The following is an 18,458-nucleotide window of genomic DNA, read 5'->3' as shown; positions in this document are numbered from 1 at the left end:
CCATGCGTCATCTCACAGTCGCGCTTTCGCTGCTCGTCGTGCTCGGCGCCTGCAAACCCAAACCGCCCTCATCGGATGTGATCACCGGCGGCAATCCGCAACGCGGACTCGATGCCATCCAGCGTTACGGCTGTGGCGCGTGTCACCGGATCGACGGCGTGCCGGGCGCCTACGGCAAGGTTGGACCGACCCTGCAGGACATCGGCGAACGGGCTTATGTCGCGGGCAAGCTGCCGAACACACCGGAGAATCTGCAGATGTGGATCCGCTTCCCGCAGCGCATTTCCCCGGAGAGCGCGATGCCCGATCTCGGTGTGAGCGAGATCGACGCGCGCGACATCGCCGCCTACCTGTATCACCAATGACGATGAACGTATCGCGCCTTCTTCTCGTTCTCCTCCTGTGGCCGCTCGCCGTCATGGCGGACGGCATCGCCTCGCCATCGCCTGAACGGGTCGCGCGCGGCGCGTATCTTGCCAAAGCCGCCGACTGCGCCGGTTGCCACACCGCGTCTTCGAGCGGCGCGCCTTATGCCGGTGGACTCGAGATGGCATCGCCGTTCGGCATCATCGTCAGCAGCAACATCACGCCGGATCGTGAGACGGGCATCGGTACGTACAGCTACGAGGACTTTGCGAAGGCATTGCGCGAGGGTGTCGCGCCGGGTGGGAAGGGACTGTATCCCGCGATGCCGTATCCGGCGTTTGCGAAAATCAGCGACGACGATCTTCACGCGCTCTACGCCTTCATGATGCACGGCGTGCCGCCTGTGCGTCACCGGCCGCCCGAAACCAAAGTGCCCTTTCCATTCAACCAGCGCTGGGCGTTGCGTCTGTGGCGTTTGGCTTTCGCACCGAAGCAGCCATTTCAACCGCACGCGGATCGCGATGCGAGCTGGAACCGCGGAGCGTATCTCGTACAGTCGCTCGGGCATTGCGGCTCGTGCCACACGCCGCGCGGTATCGGTTATCAGGAGCGCGGCTACAACGAGTCATCGAAAACGTTCCTGTCTGGCAGCCTCAACGACAACTGGTTCGCGCCGAACCTGCGCGCCGATCCCGGCTCGGGGCTCGGCCGCATCGCACAGGAAGATGTGGCCGCATTTCTTAAGACAGGCCACGGCGCGGGCGTGGTCGCATACGGCAGCATGGTTGAAGCCATCGAGGACAGCACGCAGTATCTGACCGATGACGACCTGCGCGCGATCGCCGTCTATCTGAAGACACTGCCCGCTACCGGCGCGGCGGACGGCGTTTTCGATGCGTCGCAAGCGCCGGGACGTCTTAAGACGCGCGCGCCCGACGTTGCGCCCGAACAGGGCGCGGCGGTATATGCGGGGTTCTGCGCGCAGTGTCATCGCAGCGATGGAAAGGGGGTGAAAAATGTCTTTCCCGTGCTCGCCGGCAACCCTTCGGTCATCAGCGAGGACACGACGTCGTTGATCAGGCTCATAGTCGAAGGCGGCAACAGTCCCGCGACGATCCACGGGCCTCCCCGACAGTCGATGCCGCCATTCGCCGGACGCCTCACCGATGCGCAGATCGCGCAAGTGCTCACTTATGTGCGCGCGTCATGGGGCAACGACGCTCGTGCGGTCACGACGAACGATGTCGCATCGTTTCGTTCGACCATTCATAAGTAACGTGCGATTTTCACCCTGTGCGCCTATAAGTAACGTGCGATTTTCACCCTGTGCGCCTTTATGGGGCGGCGTAATCCGCAGGAACTTCCATCGGCAGCGACCGCTTATGCTGCGTCGCCGTGGAAGCGTCGAATCGTGATAAAACGCCTCCTTTTCTTCAAGAAGATTGTCGATGTTCTCGAAGGTGATACCGTAACTCTCCTCGTTGGGACGCTGAGGCGTGAGTGTCTCGAGATCGGCGGTCGGCACCTTCGTGACAAGTGTCTCAGCTGCGCCCATCGAGGGCGCGAGCGCGCGTACACGGCGTTTCGTGAGTCCCGACAAGGGCGTACGTCCGCGCCGCCTTCTTCGTACGTGGTAAAGAAGCCCATCGGGATTCGGTGGCATGATCAGTGCCGACGTGCAATGACGCTTTAGCGCACGCGCGACATGCGGCGCTGCCCTCGCACACTGAGTCTTTCATGGTTTTGCTGCATCTGCAAAGGGCGAGCTGATCGTCGTGGCAGCAATCGCACGAGAGCGGTATCAAAAGCGTTCAGCAGCTCAAACTCTCGATTTCGTCCATGGAACATCCATTGCTACATCTTTTCGTGCCTGCATGTTGGGGCGTTAAATCCCCACCGTTCGTAGGAGAGCCCCGCATGTCCCAACATCCGAGTCGCCGCCCGAAGCTCGTCCTTTTTCCAGCGAAGAAGGGCGTGCTATCTATCCCTGGCTCGCGCGAAGAAGACTATGCCGTGTACGCCTCTTACCGCCCCAGTATCGGGGGAAGGTTCGTCGGCACTCTTAAAGTAGTGCGGCGTACCGATAGTCGACTGCTTTACCCATTCGAAGGATCGTCGGAAATCGGCCCATATAGTTCGGCGGATGAGGCGGTCCGAGGGTCTCAGGAACAAGGCGAAGCCATCGTCCGCGGTGATCTGGCTCATCCGGAACTTTAAAGATTTGAACCAGGCACAGCATCCTTTAGCGATGATTCCATCGAACCCGTTAGCTTGTGCGCCTGCTTACTGCGCTCCCGTTTGCGTCAAGGCTCCTTTTTTCAAAACATGCCGCGCGTACTTCTGCCTCTGGTACAAGGAGGGCCGGCGCGGGAAGAGCCTAAATTCAGGCGCCGCGACGGGTCACGAAGGGTGACGAAGGCAAAAGGACGGCTCGGTGTTCTGGGCAAGCGTCATCACCAAAGAAAATATCGGCGTTCACCGACGAAGCTCGCGCGCTGACGTTCGTCCGCTCGGCATGGGCGCAATGAAATGCGCCGTAGCGGAGCGACGTAATTATTCGTATGCCGCCGGGAACACACGATGCTTGAAACCGTTCGTGGCCGCATGGTGCGGTCGTCTGTTTCAATCATTCTGGGGCACCCATGAAAGCACTCGTCTACGAAGGACCGCGCAACGTCGTCGTGAAGGAAATGCCTGACGCGCGGGTCGAGCAGCCTACTGATGTGGTTGTAAGGATCACGACGACGAACATCTGCGGTTCCGACCTACACATGTATGAGGGACGCACGAATATGGAAACAGGCCGCATCCTCGGTCACGAAAATCTCGGCGTGGTCGTGGAAGCCGGCCTAGGCGTCGTCCACGTGAAAGTGGGCGACCGCGTGTGCCTGCCGTTCAACATCGGCTGCGGATTCTGCAAGAACTGCGAGAAGGGCCTGACCGGTTTCTGCCTGACGGCGAACCCCGGCATGGCGGGTGCAGCGTACGGATTCGCGGGCATGGGCCCATACAGCGGCGGCCAGGCCGAATTTCTGCGGGTGCCCTTCGCCGACTTCAATTGCCTTCTGCTTCCGCCCGATGCGCAGGAGAAAGAGAATGACTATGTGATGCTCTCTGACATCTTTCCGACCGGTTATCACGCGACCGTGCTCGCGGGCGTCGAGGCGGGCGACAGCGTCGTGATCTACGGCGCCGGGCCCGTCGGTTTGATGGCAGCAATGTCCGCGAATCTCAAAGGCGCATCGAAAGTGATGGTTGTCGATTCGCATCCCGATCGTCTCAAGCTCGCGGAACAACTCGGCGCGATACCGATCAACGACACCGACGGCGGTGCGGTCGACCGCGTGCTCGAACTGACGGGCGGCGAAGGAGCCGACCGCGGCTGTGAATGCGTCGGCTATCAGTGCTCTTGCCAGGGCCACGAAGTGCCGAACCTCACGATGAACAATCTCGTGAAATCGGTGCGTGCGACTGGCGGCATCGGCGTGGTGGGCGTGTTCATCGCCGAAGATCCCGGCTCGCCCGACGAACTGATGAAGAAAGGACAGATCGCCTTCGATTTCGGCTCGTTCTGGATGAAGGGGCAGCACATGGCCACCGGCCAGGCCAACGTGAAAGCCTATAACCGCAAGTTGCGCGATCTCATCGCTGCGGACAAGGTGAAGCCCTCACAGATCATCTCTCACGAACTGCCGCTGGAGCAGGCGCCTGAAGGCTACAAGAACTTCGATGAACGCCGGGACGGCTGGACCAAGGTCGTGCTGAAAACCGCCGCATAGGGCGCAAACCCCGCAACAAGGAGCAACGCCATGACCGCCTCTGAATATCCTCGCCCGCCCATGCCGCACCAACAGCAGGATCGCCGCCCCGGACTCACCGCGCCGATGGACCCGCCGCCCGATCACGGCGAATCGAGCTATCAGGGCAGCAACCGGCTAGCGGGCAAGGTTGCGCTGATCACCGGTGGGGACAGCGGCATCGGCCGGGCGGTCGCGATCGCATTCGCGCGCGAGGGGGCGGACGTCGCCATCGCGTACCTCGACGAGCACGACGACGCCCGCGACACCGGGCGCTGGGTCGAGCAGGCCGGGAGGCGTGCGCTGCTGCTGCCCGGCGACATTACCGATCGCGAGCATTGCAAAGCCCTCGTCGCAAAGACAGCCGAGGCTTTCGGGCGTATCGACGTGCTGGTGAACAACGCCGCCTATCAGGCCACCTACGACAAGCTCGAAGATATCAGCGACGACGAATGGGACAAGACCTATTCGACCAACATCGGCGCCATGTTCCGCATTACCAAGGCGGCACTCGCGCATATGCGATCGGGCGGCACGATCATCAACACGACGTCCGTCAACGCCGATGCGCCGAATCCCGGTCTGATCGCCTATGCCAGCACGAAGGGCGCGATCCAGAACTTCACGGGCGGACTGGCACAATTGTTGGCCGAGCGCGGTATCCGTGCGAACTGCGTGGCGCCGGGGCCGATATGGACGCCGCTCATTCCATCGACGATGCCGCCTTCGAGCGTCGAGAACTTCGGCAACCAAACGCCGATGAAGCGTCCCGGCCAGCCGGCCGAACTGGCCGCGGCGTACGTGATGCTGGCAACTGACGAAGCGAGCTACATATCGGGCGCGACCATCGCCGTGACAGGCGGAAAGCCAATCATCTGAGCCGCGCCACGGCGGCTCGATTGATCTCTGTCGATTGCGAAAGCATTCACAATCGGGGGCGCTGCGTGGTACGGAGGCGTTGATCCGAATGCGAACGACGAGAAGGCCACGCTCCAAACTGTGGGGGACATGCGGAAACGCACACTCCGGCTGAGCGTTGCTACACGGCGCCGCATTAATTTACGGACGGTACTTCGCAGGCAAGTCTGTCGCGCGAAGTAGTTGGAGGGATGAACTCGCCAGCCGCTCTCGACGGCAATCGCATCCGCTATCGCCGAGCGCGCCAGAAATTGCAGTCGCCTATCAACCCATTCTATGAGGCCGAAGCCTCAAAACACTAACCTCGGCTAAAGGCTACCGAAAATTTACTGAGATTCATTCTCAGGGCCGCCAACCTTGTCACCGATCTGGATTGTCAGTCTCGCATGAGTCTCAGGGTCGAAGCGGCAATTGGTCAGACTGGGACGAAGCGATGGTCCCGACCAAAGAGAACAGCTTGCTGATATCAAGCGGTTTGACGAAATGATGATCGAAGCCGGCTTCGAGCGCCTCCTCTCTGTCCTTTTGCAAGCCGTATCCCGTCACAGCAACGAGAACCGTCCCTGCTAGATCGGGTCGTGCTCTCATCATTCTGGCCAACCGATACCCATCAATGTCCGGCAAGCCAATATCCAGCAGGCAAACGTCTGGCCGCCATCGTTCTGTGAGCGCCAGAGCCGCGTTCGCATTCGCAGCGGTCCGAACCTCGGTTCCCATCGTCTGCATCAGCATGCCAAGCGTCTCCGCCGCATCCGCATTGTCGTCGACGATCAGTACGCGCAACTGAGACAGCGACGGCGACCCGTGAGATCCGCTATCGACTTGTTCGTCGAGGACCGCTCCGGTCATTTCGACGTGAGGCAAGCAGACGACGAACTTGCTTCCCTGGCCCGGGCCCGCGCTGAAAGCTCTGACTGTGCCTCCGTGCAAAGCGATCAGACTTCCAACCAGGGCGAGGCCGATGCCGAGCCCTCCTTGCGATCGGTCGGCGCTACGCTCTGCCTGAGAGAAAAGCTCGAAGGCACGCGCTGTTACATCGGGTGTCATGCCGATCCCGTTGTCGGAGACGGTGACCCGGACTTGCGGTCCGTCGACGGCAACCGAGAACTCAATTGTTCCTTGCTCGGGGGTGTATCGTGCTGCGTTGTTGAGCAAGTTGACGAAGACCTGCGTCAGACGCTTGGGGTCCACCCGGACCAGCGCAGCACTGTTTGGAGTACGCAGCGACAATCGATGATGCTTGTGCTCGATAAGCGGCCGGACCTGCTCGACGGCATCTGCAGCAACCCGATTCACGTCCACGACTTCCGGGCTGAGCTTGATGAGTCCCTGGGTCACGCGAGAGACGTCCAGAAGATCGTCGATCAACCCCGTGATGTGCTTGACCTGGCGGGCGATGATCGCGGTCGCCTTGCTGACGCGGCTTTCATCGTTGGGGCTTGCTCGCATCAACTCTGCTGCGGATGCGATCGGTGCGAGGGGATTACGCAATTCATGAGATAGCATCGCGAGAAACTCGTCCTTGCGTTTGTCGGCGAGTCGCAGTTCCTCTTCCGCGTGGATTCGCTCGGTGATATCCAGTTGCGCCACCACAGCGCCGACAATCTCACCGGATTCGCTCTCGATCCGCGCACCGGTGCTCAACACCGTGCGGTAAATGGGCGGCGCGTCGAAGCTCTCGATCGTCACGAGATCCGTCGCGGCTTCCTCGCCACGTAACACGCGCGCAGTCGTCCATTCATCAGCCTTGATCACTTGACCGTGCTTCTCGGAATGGTCGGCCCAGCGCGCTTTCCACAAACTGAAGTCGCTAATCTCAGTTGGACGAGGATGATTTTCACCCCAAATCTGTGTGAAACATCGATTCACACGTTGAATGACGCCGCTATGATCGGTGACGGCGATTCCGATTGGAGCTGTCTCCAATACGGCATCAAGGCGTCGCGTGGCGGCCCACGCCTCGCGTGCGGCGGCTTGCGCGCTTCGCTCGCTTTTTTGTAGGCGCACCTCGGACGCTCGCTTTTCGGTGATGTCGGAGAACAGGACCGCGACCTCGTTGGGTGCAGACGGGTTGGGTCGAAAGGCATGCACGTCGAAATAACGACCGAGCGCCACCGCCTCATTCTGGAAATGCCTGGCTTTTCCTGTTCTGGCGACAGTTCCGTAAATCTCGAACCAGTGTCGATCATGACCCGGCACCATGTCGAGCATGCGCCGTCCTGTCGCATCGGTGAGGCCAGTCTGAGCTTCGAACGCAGTGTTGACCTGAAGGAATCGATAATCGACGGGTTCACCAGACGCGTCGAACAAGACCTCGATAATGCAAAACCCCTGGTTGATCGCCTCGAACAGGCTCCCGGTAGCGCGCTTCGTTGGCTAACAACTCTCTCTGATTAAGATGAGCAGTCGCGACATAGGACACGGTATGCGCAATACAGGTCAGCACGCCGTGGGCGTCGAAGACAGGTGTATTGACGACGCTCAAATTGCGCGCGTCGTCGTACTGGCTTTCCTCCGCCGCATGGGCCGAGAGCGGATGACGTCGAAGCAAGACGCTGTCTGGCTTGCCGGATGCGATTGCGCGCGAGATTGACCGTCGCAGGACGTCCGCTTCAGCAGCGCGGCAATCGCTTTCTTTATGCGGAAGGATCTCGGAGAGACTTCGTCCCACAATTTCTCCGCGCTGCACCTTCGACATGTGGAGAAACGCGTCATTCGCCGCGAGCACGGTCGCGTCCTAGTTTGGCGACAGCAAGCAACTCCCTTGCGCCGCGCTGTTGAAGCTTGCTTCGAAAATGGAAGTCATAGTGTTCGCAACGGCGAGCGACAGATCTGCGGCGGGAGGTCAAGTCGTACTGCAGATATGGCGAAGCGTGGAGCAATTTGTGTACCGTCGAGCCAACCGGGCGCATTACCTCGCTGGAACAACTGTTGCGCTAGTTGATGCACAACCCCGCATACGGAGTCTGCATGACCACGCACGCCCTGCCCTTCGATCCCGCTTACGAACAGATACCCGACGACGAAAACGAAACTGCACAGGAGCTTGCAGCCGCCATGCGCAGCATTGTCGAGACGACTTATGCTGATTCGGGTCACGCGCTGCGCAGTGTGCATGCGAAGAGTCACGGCCTTCTGACCGGTGACCTCTCCGTGTTGGACAACCTGCCGCCAGAACTGGCGCAAGGCATTTTCGCTCATGCGGCAACGTTTCCAGTGGTGCTGCGTCTGTCGACCAATCCTGGCGACGTGCTCGACGATAAGGTCTCCACGCCACGCGGGCTCGCGATCAAAGTGATTGGCGTGGACGGTGAGCGGCTACCAGGAAGCGAGGGCGACCGTACGCAGGACCTGGTGATGATCAACGCGCCGGCCTTCACGGCGGCGACGCCGAAGAAATTTCTAAACAACCTCAAACTGCTAGCGAAGACGACCGACAAGGCTCCGGGCGCGAAAAAAGCGCTTTCGGCGGTGCTGCGCGTCACCGAAGCCGCAATTGAAAAGCTCGGCGGCGAAAGCGCGACATTGATAAGCCTGGGTGGTCATCCGCAGACCCACATCCTTGGCGAAACGTTCTATACAGCAGTGCCCCTTCTCTACGGGCATTACTTTGGCAAGCTAAGCGTAGCGCCGGTGTCGCCTGAACTGACGGCCCTTACCGATGCGCCGGTGGATCTCGATAATAACCCGGATGGACTACGCACCCTGGTCAGCGATTTCTTTGCCAGCAACGGCGCGGAGTGGGAAGTCCGCGTGCAGTTGGCGACCGACATCGACAAAATGCCGGTGGAGGACGCCTCAATGCAATGGCCGGAAGACGAGAGCCCGTACGTAACCGTCGCGCGCATTCGGGTGTCGCCGCAATCGTCGTGGGACGCGACGCGGGAAGAGCGCATCGACGACGGCATGGCCTTTAGTCCGTGGCATGGCGTAGTGGCGCACCGCCCACTCGGGGGTGTAATGCGAACACGCAAACTCTCATACGAGATGTCGTCGCGATTTCGTGGCGAACATAATGGGTGCCCCATGCACGAGCCGCAGGGGCGCATCGACATATAGCAAGCGGGCAAAGCGAAAGAAACAGGTATGGACAATGCAAAAGGACCGCATCGGTTATGACTCTTAGAAGGCAAATCATGTCAGCCAGGCCCGCCGTCGTTAGACACCCATCAAGGTTCGCTCCGGCCATCTTCGAACTGCTGAATCCAATCCCATATGGACTGTTTGTCGGCACGTTGATCTTCGACGTCACGTATATGACGACGCGCAACGTGTTCTGGGGCAAGGGCGCCGCCTGGCTGGTCACGGCAGGTCTGATCATCGCGATCATTCCGCGGCTGCTCAACCTCGGTCACGTGTGGATCCAGCGCCGGCGCGCCGTGTCCTGCATCGGGAAGATGGACTTCTGGCTCAATCTGGTCGCGATCATCGCGGCGATCGCCAACGCGCTCGTGCACAGCCGTGATGCCTATGCGATGGTGCCGGAAAACGTCGTTCTCTCCGTTGTCACTGTCGCGCTGCTGAGCATCGCGCATATCGCCATGGCGATGGACCGGCTCGATCTCGCGGAGGCGGCTCATGAATAAGTTCACCACGGCAGGCGCGCTCGTCGTCGCCGTTTCGGGGCTGATGAGCGGCTGCAACGAACATGCACAGTACGACGCGGCGCATCAGGCGGGAGCCAACCCACCGATGCCGGACGCGCGCAACTTCTTCGCGCCACCGATGAAGGTGCCGAAATATGTGGGGTGGAGGAACGGCGCCACGCCCAAGGTCCCCGACGGTCTGACGATCGAGATGATCGCGTCGGGACTCGTGCATCCGCGGCAGGTCTACGCGCTTCCGAATGGCGATGTGCTCGTGGCCGAATCCAATAGCCCGGACGAAGAGGCCGTGACCACACCGAAGCAGCTCATCGCCGGCCTGATCGAGAGCAAGTCCGGAAAGAAGGCGAAAGGCGCGAATCGCATCACGCTGCTGAGAAAGCCGGCGGCCGGAAGCGGCGAATGGGAGCGGCATGTGTTCATCGACCATTTACATTCCCCATTCGGCATGCAGCTTATCGGCGACACGCTCTATGTCGCCGATACCGACGCGATCCTGAAGTTTCCCTATAAGACGGGTGAAACAAGCATCAGCGAGCGCGGCGTCGAACTTGCCGATCTTCCGGACACGGTCAACCATCACTGGACCAAAGCGCTGCTGGCGAGTCGTGACGGCAAGAAGCTCTATGTGGGCGTCGGCTCGAATAGCAATGTCGGCGAGAATGGCTTGGACGTCGAGTACCGGCGCGCGGACGTGCTCGAAGTCGATACCGCGACAGGCGCGAGCCGCATCTACGCGGCGGGCATTCGTAATCCAACCGGACTGCAATGGGAACCGAAGACCGGCCAGTTGTGGGCCGTCGCGAACGAGCGGGACGAAATCGGCGCGGACCTCGTGCCCGACTATCTGACTTCCGTGAAGGAGAACGCCTTCTACGGATGGCCGTACAGCTATTACGGCCAGCATGTCGATCCGCGCGCACAGCCGCAGCGTCCCGACCTCGTCGCCAAAGCGATCGCGCCCGACTTCGCCATAGGCTCACACGTCGCGCCGCTCGGGCTGACCTTCTATACCGGCGACAGCCTGCCTGCGCAGTATCGCGGCGGCGCGTTTATCGGCGAGCACGGCAGTTGGGACCGTTCACCACTGAGCGGCTATGCGGTCGCTTACGTCGCGTTCGACAACGGCAAACCGGTCGGCGCGCCGAAGGATGTCATCACGGGGTTCACATCGGCCGATCAGAAGGAACTGTACGGCGCGCCTGTGGGCGTGACTCAGGATCGCCAAGGCAGCCTCCTGATTGCCGATGATGTCGGCAACACGGTATGGCGAGTGACAGGCGCAGCCAAGTAGTGCGGCATCGCTCAAAAGCGCGCGACGAGCACCCCGGTTTATGGAAAGCGACACCGTTTCAAAGGTAGGCATCTTGCCTAATGGTTGAGACTACAGAGATATGGAGCGCTGACGTGACGACCGACGATACTAACCCTGCCGTGCAACGCGAAGCAGTCGCAGAAGCGAACTTCGCAACTTATGCTGGACCGCTGGTGAGCGAAGCCATCGAGGAAGCCTCGGCTCTCAGAGACACTGCCGATGCCAAGAAACTACACAAGTTACGCGTGGCATTGCGCCGGCTTCGAACTTTGTTGTGGGCATACCGACCGATACTTGACAAGAGGTTCGACAACGAACAGCGTGCACTCTTGAAGTTTCTCGCGAACGCGGCCGGAAACACACGCGATTGGGACATCTTGATTGGTCTGGTCGAGGAAAAGAGCGATGAAAAACTATTGAGTGCAATCAAACAAAATAGAGATAACACCGCTGACAAGAGTCGACAGACGCTGATGAACACGGACCTGCGCAAACTGCTGCGCGACGCCATTCGCGAAGCAAATCGTGAGTTGAATACCTCATCTGAACGCACGCCCTTGGGCAAGTTCGCGCGGAAGCGGGTTTCAGCCGCGCAAAAGCAACTCGAGAAGCGTATGCAGCTTGCTTCGAAAGTAGGGAGCTCGGACTACAACTCGTATCACAATGTCCGCAAAGCAGGAAAGAAGGTCCGCTACCTTATCGAGTTCTTCGAACCGCTTTTGCAGAAGCGGCAGCGCAAGAGTCTGAAGGAGCTAAAGCAACTGCAGAAGCGCTTCGGCGGATTGAACGACGTCGTCGCCAGCCGGGACCTCCTTATTGCAAATCGAGGGGCGCTGCCTGAGGGGGCGAGCATTGATGCAGCACTTCGGCTGCTCAAGAAGGAACAGAGGCGTCGCCTAAAGGCGGCGTCTAAGCTTTTGTAGGCATCCTCTTTTGTAATGCTCGCCGGGCACGCCTACTCACGTATAGTGCGCCAGCCGATGGTGGAGACTCCGTCGAGCATCGCCAGGGGACTACCTCCCTGACACGAGGAGCCGGCATGTTCTCCATCCGGTGGTGCCGTACGGCTCACGAAATTCCTCTCCTCTATCATCTCCCGGCTTTCGATGACTCGTCTCCGGGCAAGTACGCGTCCCCCTTACGACTGACGGACTAGCATGCCGGTTGCGGCCGGCGACGTCCCAAAGACCACGCGCACGCCAGCCAAGAGTTCGGCCTGATACGAAGAGCACGCGTGAAGGCGAGCCGGAAGCATGCGGCTCATGCACAATGGCGCCGCACAAGATCATGTTGGGAGAAAATGCTCCAAGCATACGTCATAGGCCATTCCATTCGTTTTCCTAAATTAATCTAGATACTTTTGCGACACCGGGAACGACGAATGCGGTGCGCCTGATACGGCCGGTGATCGCCAGTCGTGGCCCAGCGCGGACCCAAGCGCACGCTGATTGACCCTCGAGAAACGAAATGAATAACTTTGATCCGCTTGCATCGGCACAGGCCGCGCTCTTTTCGCTGTTCAGCTTTGGACATCTGGGCTTCGCGGCGCAGTTCTTCGTGGAACCCCACACGGCGGCTCCAAGCGAAAAACCGGACCCTTCCCCAACCTCAATCGCTGCGATCGCGGAAGCTGCGCCGCTGGCGCGGTCAAGCCCTTTGGTTGCGCCGTCTCTCGAACCACGCTCACCGCCGGCCAAGAACAGTCCGCAATGGTTGAGCAATCGCTTCGTACACCGCGGCCAAACTCACCGGTTCAAGCTCTACATCCCGAGTGTCCGTCATCGCCAACCGCTGCCGATGATCGTGATGCTGCACGGCGCGCAGCAAGATCCCGACGACCTCGCGGCCGGCACAGAAATGAACGAGGCCGCAGAGGCATGTGGCTTTATCGTTGCCTATCCGGAGCAGTCGGAGAGCACCAATCTGCTCAGATGTTGGCACTGGTTCCGGGCCAGCGACCAGGCGCGCGAGTCCGGGGAAACCGCGATGATCGCGGCTCTCACTCGAGAGGTCGTTGCGGCGTACAACGTCGACTGTACTCGGATTTACGTGGCAGGCATGTCGGCTGGTTACGCCATGGCGGTCAATCTCGCAGTCACCCATCCAGATCTGTACGCGGCAGCAGCGGTACACTCGGGCGTATCCTTCGGCGTCGCAGATGAGGCGTTCTCGGCGCTCTGCGCGATGAATGATGGGATGGGCAAGATTCGCCTGCCCGCACATTCGGCTGATGATTTTCGACTTCGCGCCGTACCGCTTATCGTCTTCCACGGCGATGCGGATGAAACTGTGCATCCGCGTAACAGCGATCAAATTGTTGCGATGCGCGCACTGATGAGTGGCGACTGTGGCGCGGCGCCTGAGGCTTCTTCGACTTACGCGGCCGAAACGGAGAACGCCTACGCGTACACGTGCCACGTCTTTCATGATGAAAATGGCTCCCCCGTCGGCGAGCAGTGGCTTGTCCACGGACTAGGTCACGCCTGGTCAGGAGGGAACTCACGCGGTACCTATACCGACTCTCGCGGTCCGCATGCAACGAGCGAAATGATTCGATTCTTCAATCAATTTGCGCTGGGCACTTTAGCCCCTCTGGATGTATCCGATCGAAACGGTTGTGGAAAGGTGGACGGCCCCATGTGTTCCCGTCCCCGTCACGGTCGCGCCGACTGCGCCGACTGCACCGGCTAGTGCATACCGCGGCAGCGACCAAGAGAACCTCATCTATCTGCCCTTCTGCGTCGGAGGAGGACACGCCCGAACTTCTGATCTTTTCAAGGCACCGCGCGAGCCGGCTTCGCCCAATTGCCAGGAGCCAGTAAGCGGCGGAAGAGAAGTTGCTGTGAGAGGGATTGCGCCCCTGAACCGCGCAACGAAACGTGCTCGTCGGTCTAATTGATAACGATTCAGATTAAGGACGGGCCGCCTGCGGTTCACGTGAATTTGCTCGTTCGTCATCCAACGGAGGTCGACTTCGGGAAATCGGCGCCAAGGAGGAACTGGGCTTGCTGACAGGAAGGCGGTCAAGTCACGAATCGGGAACATCGCATGGAAGACAAGACGACCGATCCCCGAGCGCAAGCCAGTCATTCGCAGGATGCGCTTCCGCCTTCACCAAGGCCCGAACCCGTACCGGACAGCGCGTGTGTTTCGGATCTTGGGCCTAGAGATCTCCAAACCGTATCCCCTCGCGCCGAGCGGAACGACAGACGCATGCTGGCTGATGTCGTGGCGGTGTTTCATTGTTCGCGCGACGCACACGATGCTTTTCGAGCAGTCAGGAAGCCGGCATTAGCCCAGACCGGGTCCACCTACTCGAATCCGATGCCCCGATGATCCATCAAGACGAAGTTGACGGAGCCGTCGCAGCCGGTCATAGCTTCGAACAGGCGGAGTATGCAGCACATGGTGAACATCTAGGAAGTCGCTGTATTGAAGCGAGAGTGGTTGGTCGTCCGATCACGCCGGCACCCCGGATGACGGGCGACCGCTTAATGGTCGTGGTTCGAGATTGCAGATGCACGCTTGCAGCAGCGAAACTTGTGGAGACGCTTTTCGCACATGGTGCGATGGCGACCCGGAACAACAAGGGACCGTGGCGGCGATCGCCGTACAGGCGGACAGTGCAACAAGCCTGAACGTGACCGTCGTGAATTAGGTGTGCCTTTAACCATGCGTCCTCGGGTATGCACAGGCACATCTAGCGGGTGAGTTCTTTTTCAAGGGGACGCGTGAAGTCGGTTGTTCAACAATCGGCGGAGACCGCTTGGATCACAGAATCCCACGATCACCCCCACGGCCGAGTTTGCCATCGCGCCCATTTCTTGACGACCGCAAACGTAGAAACAAGACGGATTATCAACTAGTGCGTCTTGCATCGATGTTCCAACGGAGCCTACCGAGAGGCAGGGGACAAACCTGCCGAACAACGCGATGAAACATACCGAGCCGGGCGGAAGAATTCTGCCGTCACTCATCAGCGCCGGAAATAACGTGCAACGTGCGCATCAGCATTGCGGACTCAGGTGCCGGCATTCCAGCCGACCAGCTGGAGGCGATCTTCGAGCCGTTCGTTCAGGTCGAAGATTCGATCACGCGAAGCCATGTCGGGTTAGGTCTAGGCGTCGCCATCGCGCGGAGCATCGTCGTAATATACGGCGGCGACATATCGGCTCAGAGCAGCGGATCGGGACAAGGCGCGACATTTACGGTGGTCTTGCCGACTGTGGGCCAGCCTGTGTCCGCCACGCCATCACAAGGAGAGGTGCTTAGCACCTCATCGATAAAAGGGAAAACCGTTCTTCTCATCGAAGACGATGCCGATACGCTGGAGGCTCTGGCCCTCACCCTGCAACTCGAAAGCGTACGCGTGCAAACCGCAACGTCAGCCGAAGAAGCCCGCAAGGCGATCATCCGAGACCCACCCGATGTGATCGTTTCAGACCTGACCCTGCCGGCCCACGCTGGGTTTGACGTGCTATGAGCGTTGCGACGGGAGGGCATCCACATCCCAGCCGTGGCGCTTAGCGGGCACGTCAAACAAGAAGATCAGCAAAAGGCAAAGGATGCCGGATTTGACGACCATGTGGGCAAGCCAGTCGATCCCGCCGGGGGACGGACTCAACAACGCCCGAACACGCCCTTCAGATCGAGCGCGGTAACGGGCTTTCGCAGATAGCCGTCGAATTGATGCGAAGTCGTCACATCGAAATCCGGCAACCCGGTGACCGCGACGATGCACGCTTCGCGCGACGGGCCGACGGCGCGTATGTAGTCGCAAAGCGTGCGTCCGTCGATGTCGCTTAGCCCGATGTCCATGAAGACGGTGTCGTACCGGGTCCGGCCCGCCATCCGCAACGCTTCGCCACCCGAGTGGGCAACCTCCGCGCGATGCCCGAGCGATGCCGCAAGCTCCGCGAACGCGTTCGTTATGTTCTCGTCATCGTCAATGAAAAGGAAGAGCATCTGACTGTACCGTCAATGAGTTGCTGATCATGTTCCAGCCACGCCATGCATACGGTGCTCTTGACGTCAAGGTCCGATGCATGCGCCTGTGCACGAAGCTTAGCAAGCACCGTTCCGTCGACCGAACCACGCTTCGATGCGCACCCTTCGAGCACGCATGTCGCTGACTTCTGCCTCCTTTCTTCGCAGTCGAATAATCGGAGGCATGGTCGATGCTGAGATCCTCGCAGTGCATGACGCCGACCGGCATTCAGCCGAGGTGGCAGGCGCGCTCAGTCCCTCTCACCGGAGCTTCCCATGCCCGCCCGAAGCGACCCCACCCTTCCGCACCGCATTCCGCCCGCCGAACCCGAGGTCGATCCCGCGCCTGCCGAAACTGGGCGGCGCTCCTTTCTGCTGCGGGGCATCGCGGTCGCGATTGCCGCCGGTTCGACGGGAGGCGCGTGGGCCGCAGCCCCTTCCGGCGCCGATAGCAATCAGATCAAACTCCCGCTGATTCAGGATCCCAACACCGAGCAGAAGGAAGAAACACCGGACGCCAGTCTGCCACCCGATGACCGCGTAGGCTACACGATCGTCGGACTTGGGCGGCTGTCGCTGAACCAGATCCTGCCCGCCCTCGCGCTGTGCAGTATTCGAACGTGGCCGCGCTGGTCTCGGGCGATCGCGGCAAGGCGCTGCGCGTCGCGCGTCAGTACGGCGTGCCGGAAGCGGACGTCCACGACTATCAAAGCTTCGAGCGCCTCGCCGACAATCCGCGCGTGCAGGTCGTGTATATCGTGTTGCCCAACGGCTTGCTTAAGGAATTCACGCTACGCGCCGCGAAGCTCGGCAAGCACGTGCTCTGCGAAAAGCCGATGGCCAACAATGCCTCCGATTGCCAGGCGATGGTCGATGCGATGAAGTGCGCCAACCGCAAGCTCAAGATCGGGTATCGCAGTCAATACGAGCCAATGGATCGCATGATCATGAAAATGGTGAACGAGAGATATCTTGGGCCCTTACGCGAGTTCATCGCGGGGAATTCGCAGAATGTCGGTGATCCGGCGCAGTGGCGCCTTAAGAAGGCGCTCGCGGGTGGCGGCGCCATGCCCGACATCGGACTCTATTGCCTCAACGCGGCGCGTTTCCTTTCGGGAGAGGAACCTCAGGAAGTCATCGCTACGGTGCATCGGCCGGAAGGCGATCCGCGCTTCGTCGAGGTAGAAGCGTCCGTGCATTTCATCTTGCGCTTTCCGAGCGGACTCACGGCGACGTGCATGTCGAGCTACGCGAGCCACGAGTCGCGCTTCTTCCGGCTCCAAGGCGCCGAAGGCTGGGCCGAGATGGACCCGGCGTTCGGCTACAACGGATTGCGCATGCGCCACGGCACGCTGGTGGATGGCAAGAGCGCGACGATCGAGGTGCAAACAGATCCGCAGAATCAGTTCGCTCGCGAGATCGATCACATGTCCCTCTGTGTGCAAGATGACATCATGCCGCATACCCCCGGCGAGGAAGGCTTGCAGGATCAACGTATCATCGACGCGATCTACGAATCGGCGCGCAGCGGGCGGCCGGTCAAACTTGCGCATCCGTGCGCGCTGACGCGTGGCCCAGCCCCACAGGAAGAAAACTTCTGAGCGCGCTTCAGGTCCGTCCGGTGCATCTTCGGGATGCCAGAATATTCTGGTGTGAACCCTCGGCGGCGAGTACGAAGCGATCTCGCCTACGATTGCCCACCGCGGATTCACATTTCACGCGTCGTCTGATCCAGGCGCATCGTGGCTCCTTGCTAACCAGAGCCTCATCCTGTTTGAGCGATCCGACTCTCCGCTCCCGGCGTCAACGATGCTGATCGCGGTCGCAGCAACGGTCGCGCCGCAACATGACAGCGATGCTTCGACGCAGCGGCCTCCCGGCATGGCCGCCCGGAGAAGGCGCTCAGGACCGTCGATCTATGTAATGGCGATGTGCGATCTTCGTGAAGACGAAGAGGCTCGCGCCCGCTGCCGCGATTGCGAACCGGCTCGGATTTGCCTTCACCACATCGAGCACCCTTGCGATCGCCGATGACCCGCTCGGTGCGACGCGGTAGTCGGGTTGCGCCGCAGGAGCGGACACGATCGCATTCGCAGGCACGTTCTGCGGCGCGGCACGAAGGGTGTGCTCTTCGCGCGAAGTTCGGGCTTCGCCATCTCGCGCCTTGCCATCTCGCACTTCTCCTTCACGCGCCTCGACTCTTGTCGCAGCGGCTTCGGCGCCGAGCAGCATCACGGCGGCGGCAAAATACAGCCACATCAGCAGCACGGCGAGCGAGCCGGCTGCGCCGAATGCATTCGCGGTCCCGGCATGCGTGAGATACAACGCGAAGAGCTTTTTGCCGACGGAGAAGAGCACCGCGGAAATGGCACCGCCGACGAGCGCATCGCGCCACGGTACGTGACCATCCGGCAGATACTTCAACAGCGCCGCAAATGCGCAAGAAAGGATGGCGAGCCCGAGCACGAATTG

At 60.4% G+C, this 18,458-nt stretch carries 16 protein-coding genes and 1 pseudogene; 12 read left to right on the top strand and 5 right to left on the bottom strand.

Annotated features, from left to right (window positions below; genetic code table 11):
- Positions 1-2: 2 nt before the first annotated feature.
- Both AWB80_RS38895 and AWB80_RS38890 read left to right on the top strand, forming a co-directional pair.
- Entirely contained in the window at positions 3-365 is a 363-nt protein-coding gene (locus tag AWB80_RS38895; protein WP_061179939.1) for a c-type cytochrome, read from the top strand.
- Positions 366-367: 2 nt separating this feature from the next.
- Complete coding sequence (locus tag AWB80_RS38890; protein ID WP_061179953.1) at positions 368-1,642, top strand: cytochrome c; 1,275 nt, start codon at positions 368-370, stop codon at positions 1,640-1,642.
- Between the two features lie 58 nt (positions 1,643-1,700).
- Here AWB80_RS38890 and nadE read toward each other — a convergent pair.
- Positions 1,701-2,066 (bottom strand): annotated as a pseudogene (nadE, locus tag AWB80_RS45500) (NAD(+) synthase); the annotation flags it as partial.
- A 139-nt stretch (positions 2,067-2,205) separates the two neighbouring features.
- Here nadE and AWB80_RS45495 point away from each other — a divergent pair.
- The 3 genes from AWB80_RS45495 to AWB80_RS38870 all read left to right on the top strand — a co-directional run bounded on the left by AWB80_RS45495 (position 2,206) and on the right by AWB80_RS38870 (position 5,042).
- Positions 2,206-2,583, top strand: a complete 378-nt coding sequence (locus AWB80_RS45495) for a DUF6723 family protein (RefSeq protein WP_341866862.1) — start codon at positions 2,206-2,208, stop codon at positions 2,581-2,583.
- Positions 2,584-3,008: 425 nt separating this feature from the next.
- A complete protein-coding gene (locus AWB80_RS38875) occupies positions 3,009-4,145 on the top strand; it encodes a glutathione-independent formaldehyde dehydrogenase (RefSeq protein WP_061179937.1) in 1,137 nt (378 codons plus the stop codon).
- Between the two features lie 30 nt (positions 4,146-4,175).
- Entirely contained in the window at positions 4,176-5,042 is an 867-nt protein-coding gene (locus AWB80_RS38870) for a glucose 1-dehydrogenase (RefSeq protein WP_061179936.1), read from the top strand.
- A 432-nt stretch (positions 5,043-5,474) separates the two neighbouring features.
- Here AWB80_RS38870 and AWB80_RS38865 read toward each other — a convergent pair whose 3' ends face one another.
- Positions 5,475-7,292 carry a hybrid sensor histidine kinase/response regulator gene (locus tag AWB80_RS38865; RefSeq protein ID WP_143328236.1) on the bottom strand — a complete coding sequence of 606 codons (1,818 nt, stop codon included), beginning with the start codon at positions 7,290-7,292 and terminating at the stop codon, positions 5,475-5,477.
- A gap of 79 nt (positions 7,293-7,371) precedes the next feature.
- Positions 7,372-7,809, bottom strand: coding sequence for a PAS domain-containing protein (locus tag AWB80_RS43705; protein WP_143328235.1), 438 nt, complete (start codon positions 7,807-7,809; stop codon positions 7,372-7,374).
- A 242-nt stretch (positions 7,810-8,051) separates the two neighbouring features.
- On the opposite strand from AWB80_RS43705, the gene AWB80_RS38855 reads away from it, so the two are divergent.
- The 6 genes from AWB80_RS38855 to AWB80_RS38830 all read left to right on the top strand — a co-directional run bounded on the left by AWB80_RS38855 (position 8,052) and on the right by AWB80_RS38830 (position 15,483).
- Positions 8,052-9,140, top strand: coding sequence for a catalase family protein (locus AWB80_RS38855; RefSeq protein ID WP_087131953.1), 1,089 nt, complete (start codon positions 8,052-8,054; stop codon positions 9,138-9,140).
- Between the two features lie 77 nt (positions 9,141-9,217).
- Positions 9,218-9,667 (top strand): DUF2231 domain-containing protein, encoded by a 450-nt coding sequence (locus tag AWB80_RS38850; RefSeq protein ID WP_061179932.1) that lies wholly within the window; start codon positions 9,218-9,220, stop codon positions 9,665-9,667.
- The gene (locus AWB80_RS38845) at positions 9,660-10,979 is read left to right on the top strand and encodes a PQQ-dependent sugar dehydrogenase (protein WP_061179931.1); all 1,320 of its coding nucleotides are present in this window, start codon (positions 9,660-9,662) and stop codon (positions 10,977-10,979) included. The genes AWB80_RS38850 and AWB80_RS38845 overlap by 8 nt, the downstream gene beginning before the upstream one ends.
- 113 nt (positions 10,980-11,092) lie before the next feature.
- Positions 11,093-11,923, top strand: coding sequence for a CHAD domain-containing protein (locus AWB80_RS38840; RefSeq protein ID WP_244206989.1), 831 nt, complete (start codon positions 11,093-11,095; stop codon positions 11,921-11,923).
- A gap of 544 nt (positions 11,924-12,467) precedes the next feature.
- The gene (locus tag AWB80_RS38835) at positions 12,468-13,691 is read left to right on the top strand and encodes an extracellular catalytic domain type 1 short-chain-length polyhydroxyalkanoate depolymerase (protein WP_087131950.1); all 1,224 of its coding nucleotides are present in this window, start codon (positions 12,468-12,470) and stop codon (positions 13,689-13,691) included.
- A 1,309-nt stretch (positions 13,692-15,000) separates the two neighbouring features.
- Complete coding sequence (locus AWB80_RS38830; protein ID WP_061179929.1) at positions 15,001-15,483, top strand: ATP-binding protein; 483 nt, start codon at positions 15,001-15,003, stop codon at positions 15,481-15,483.
- 137 nt (positions 15,484-15,620) lie between these two features.
- Here AWB80_RS38830 and AWB80_RS38825 read toward each other — a convergent pair whose 3' ends face one another.
- The gene (locus AWB80_RS38825) at positions 15,621-15,965 is read right to left on the bottom strand and encodes a response regulator (protein ID WP_061179928.1); all 345 of its coding nucleotides are present in this window, start codon (positions 15,963-15,965) and stop codon (positions 15,621-15,623) included.
- A gap of 641 nt (positions 15,966-16,606) precedes the next feature.
- Between AWB80_RS38825 and AWB80_RS38820 the strand changes: the two genes are divergently transcribed.
- Positions 16,607-17,587, top strand: coding sequence for a Gfo/Idh/MocA family protein (locus AWB80_RS38820; RefSeq protein WP_244206987.1), 981 nt, complete (start codon positions 16,607-16,609; stop codon positions 17,585-17,587).
- Positions 17,588-17,888: 301 nt separating this feature from the next.
- Here the strand turns inward: AWB80_RS38820 and AWB80_RS38815 are convergent.
- A partial coding sequence (locus AWB80_RS38815; protein ID WP_143328234.1) for a YihY/virulence factor BrkB family protein occupies positions 17,889-18,458 on the bottom strand: 570 nt, incomplete at its 5' end.

Origin of the sequence: Caballeronia pedi (assembly GCF_001544915.2) — a bacterium.
Lineage (GTDB): Bacteria > Pseudomonadota > Gammaproteobacteria > Burkholderiales > Burkholderiaceae > Caballeronia > Caballeronia pedi.
This window is presented reverse-complemented; position numbering and strand designations above follow the sequence as displayed.

What these genes read in the sequence shown, in the direction of transcription:
- AWB80_RS38895 (WP_061179939.1), top strand. Translation starts at nt 3, where the DNA reads ATGCGTCATCTCACAGTCGCGCTTTCGCTGCTCGTCGTGCTCGGCGCC.
- AWB80_RS38890 (WP_061179953.1), top strand. Translation starts at nt 368, where the DNA reads ATGAACGTATCGCGCCTTCTTCTCGTTCTCCTCCTGTGGCCGCTCGCC.
- AWB80_RS45495 (WP_341866862.1), top strand. Translation starts at nt 2,206, where the DNA reads ATGGAACATCCATTGCTACATCTTTTCGTGCCTGCATGTTGGGGCGTT.
- AWB80_RS38875 (WP_061179937.1), top strand. Translation starts at nt 3,009, where the DNA reads ATGAAAGCACTCGTCTACGAAGGACCGCGCAACGTCGTCGTGAAGGAA.
- AWB80_RS38870 (WP_061179936.1), top strand. Translation starts at nt 4,176, where the DNA reads ATGACCGCCTCTGAATATCCTCGCCCGCCCATGCCGCACCAACAGCAG.
- AWB80_RS38865 (WP_143328236.1), bottom strand. Translation starts at nt 7,292, where the DNA reads ATGCTCGACATGGTGCCGGGTCATGATCGACACTGGTTCGAGATTTAC.
- AWB80_RS38855 (WP_087131953.1), top strand. Translation starts at nt 8,052, where the DNA reads ATGACCACGCACGCCCTGCCCTTCGATCCCGCTTACGAACAGATACCC.
- AWB80_RS38850 (WP_061179932.1), top strand. Translation starts at nt 9,218, where the DNA reads ATGTCAGCCAGGCCCGCCGTCGTTAGACACCCATCAAGGTTCGCTCCG.
- AWB80_RS38845 (WP_061179931.1), top strand. Translation starts at nt 9,660, where the DNA reads ATGAATAAGTTCACCACGGCAGGCGCGCTCGTCGTCGCCGTTTCGGGG.
- AWB80_RS38835 (WP_087131950.1), top strand. Translation starts at nt 12,468, where the DNA reads ATGAATAACTTTGATCCGCTTGCATCGGCACAGGCCGCGCTCTTTTCG.
- AWB80_RS38825 (WP_061179928.1), bottom strand. Translation starts at nt 15,965, where the DNA reads ATGCTCTTCCTTTTCATTGACGATGACGAGAACATAACGAACGCGTTC.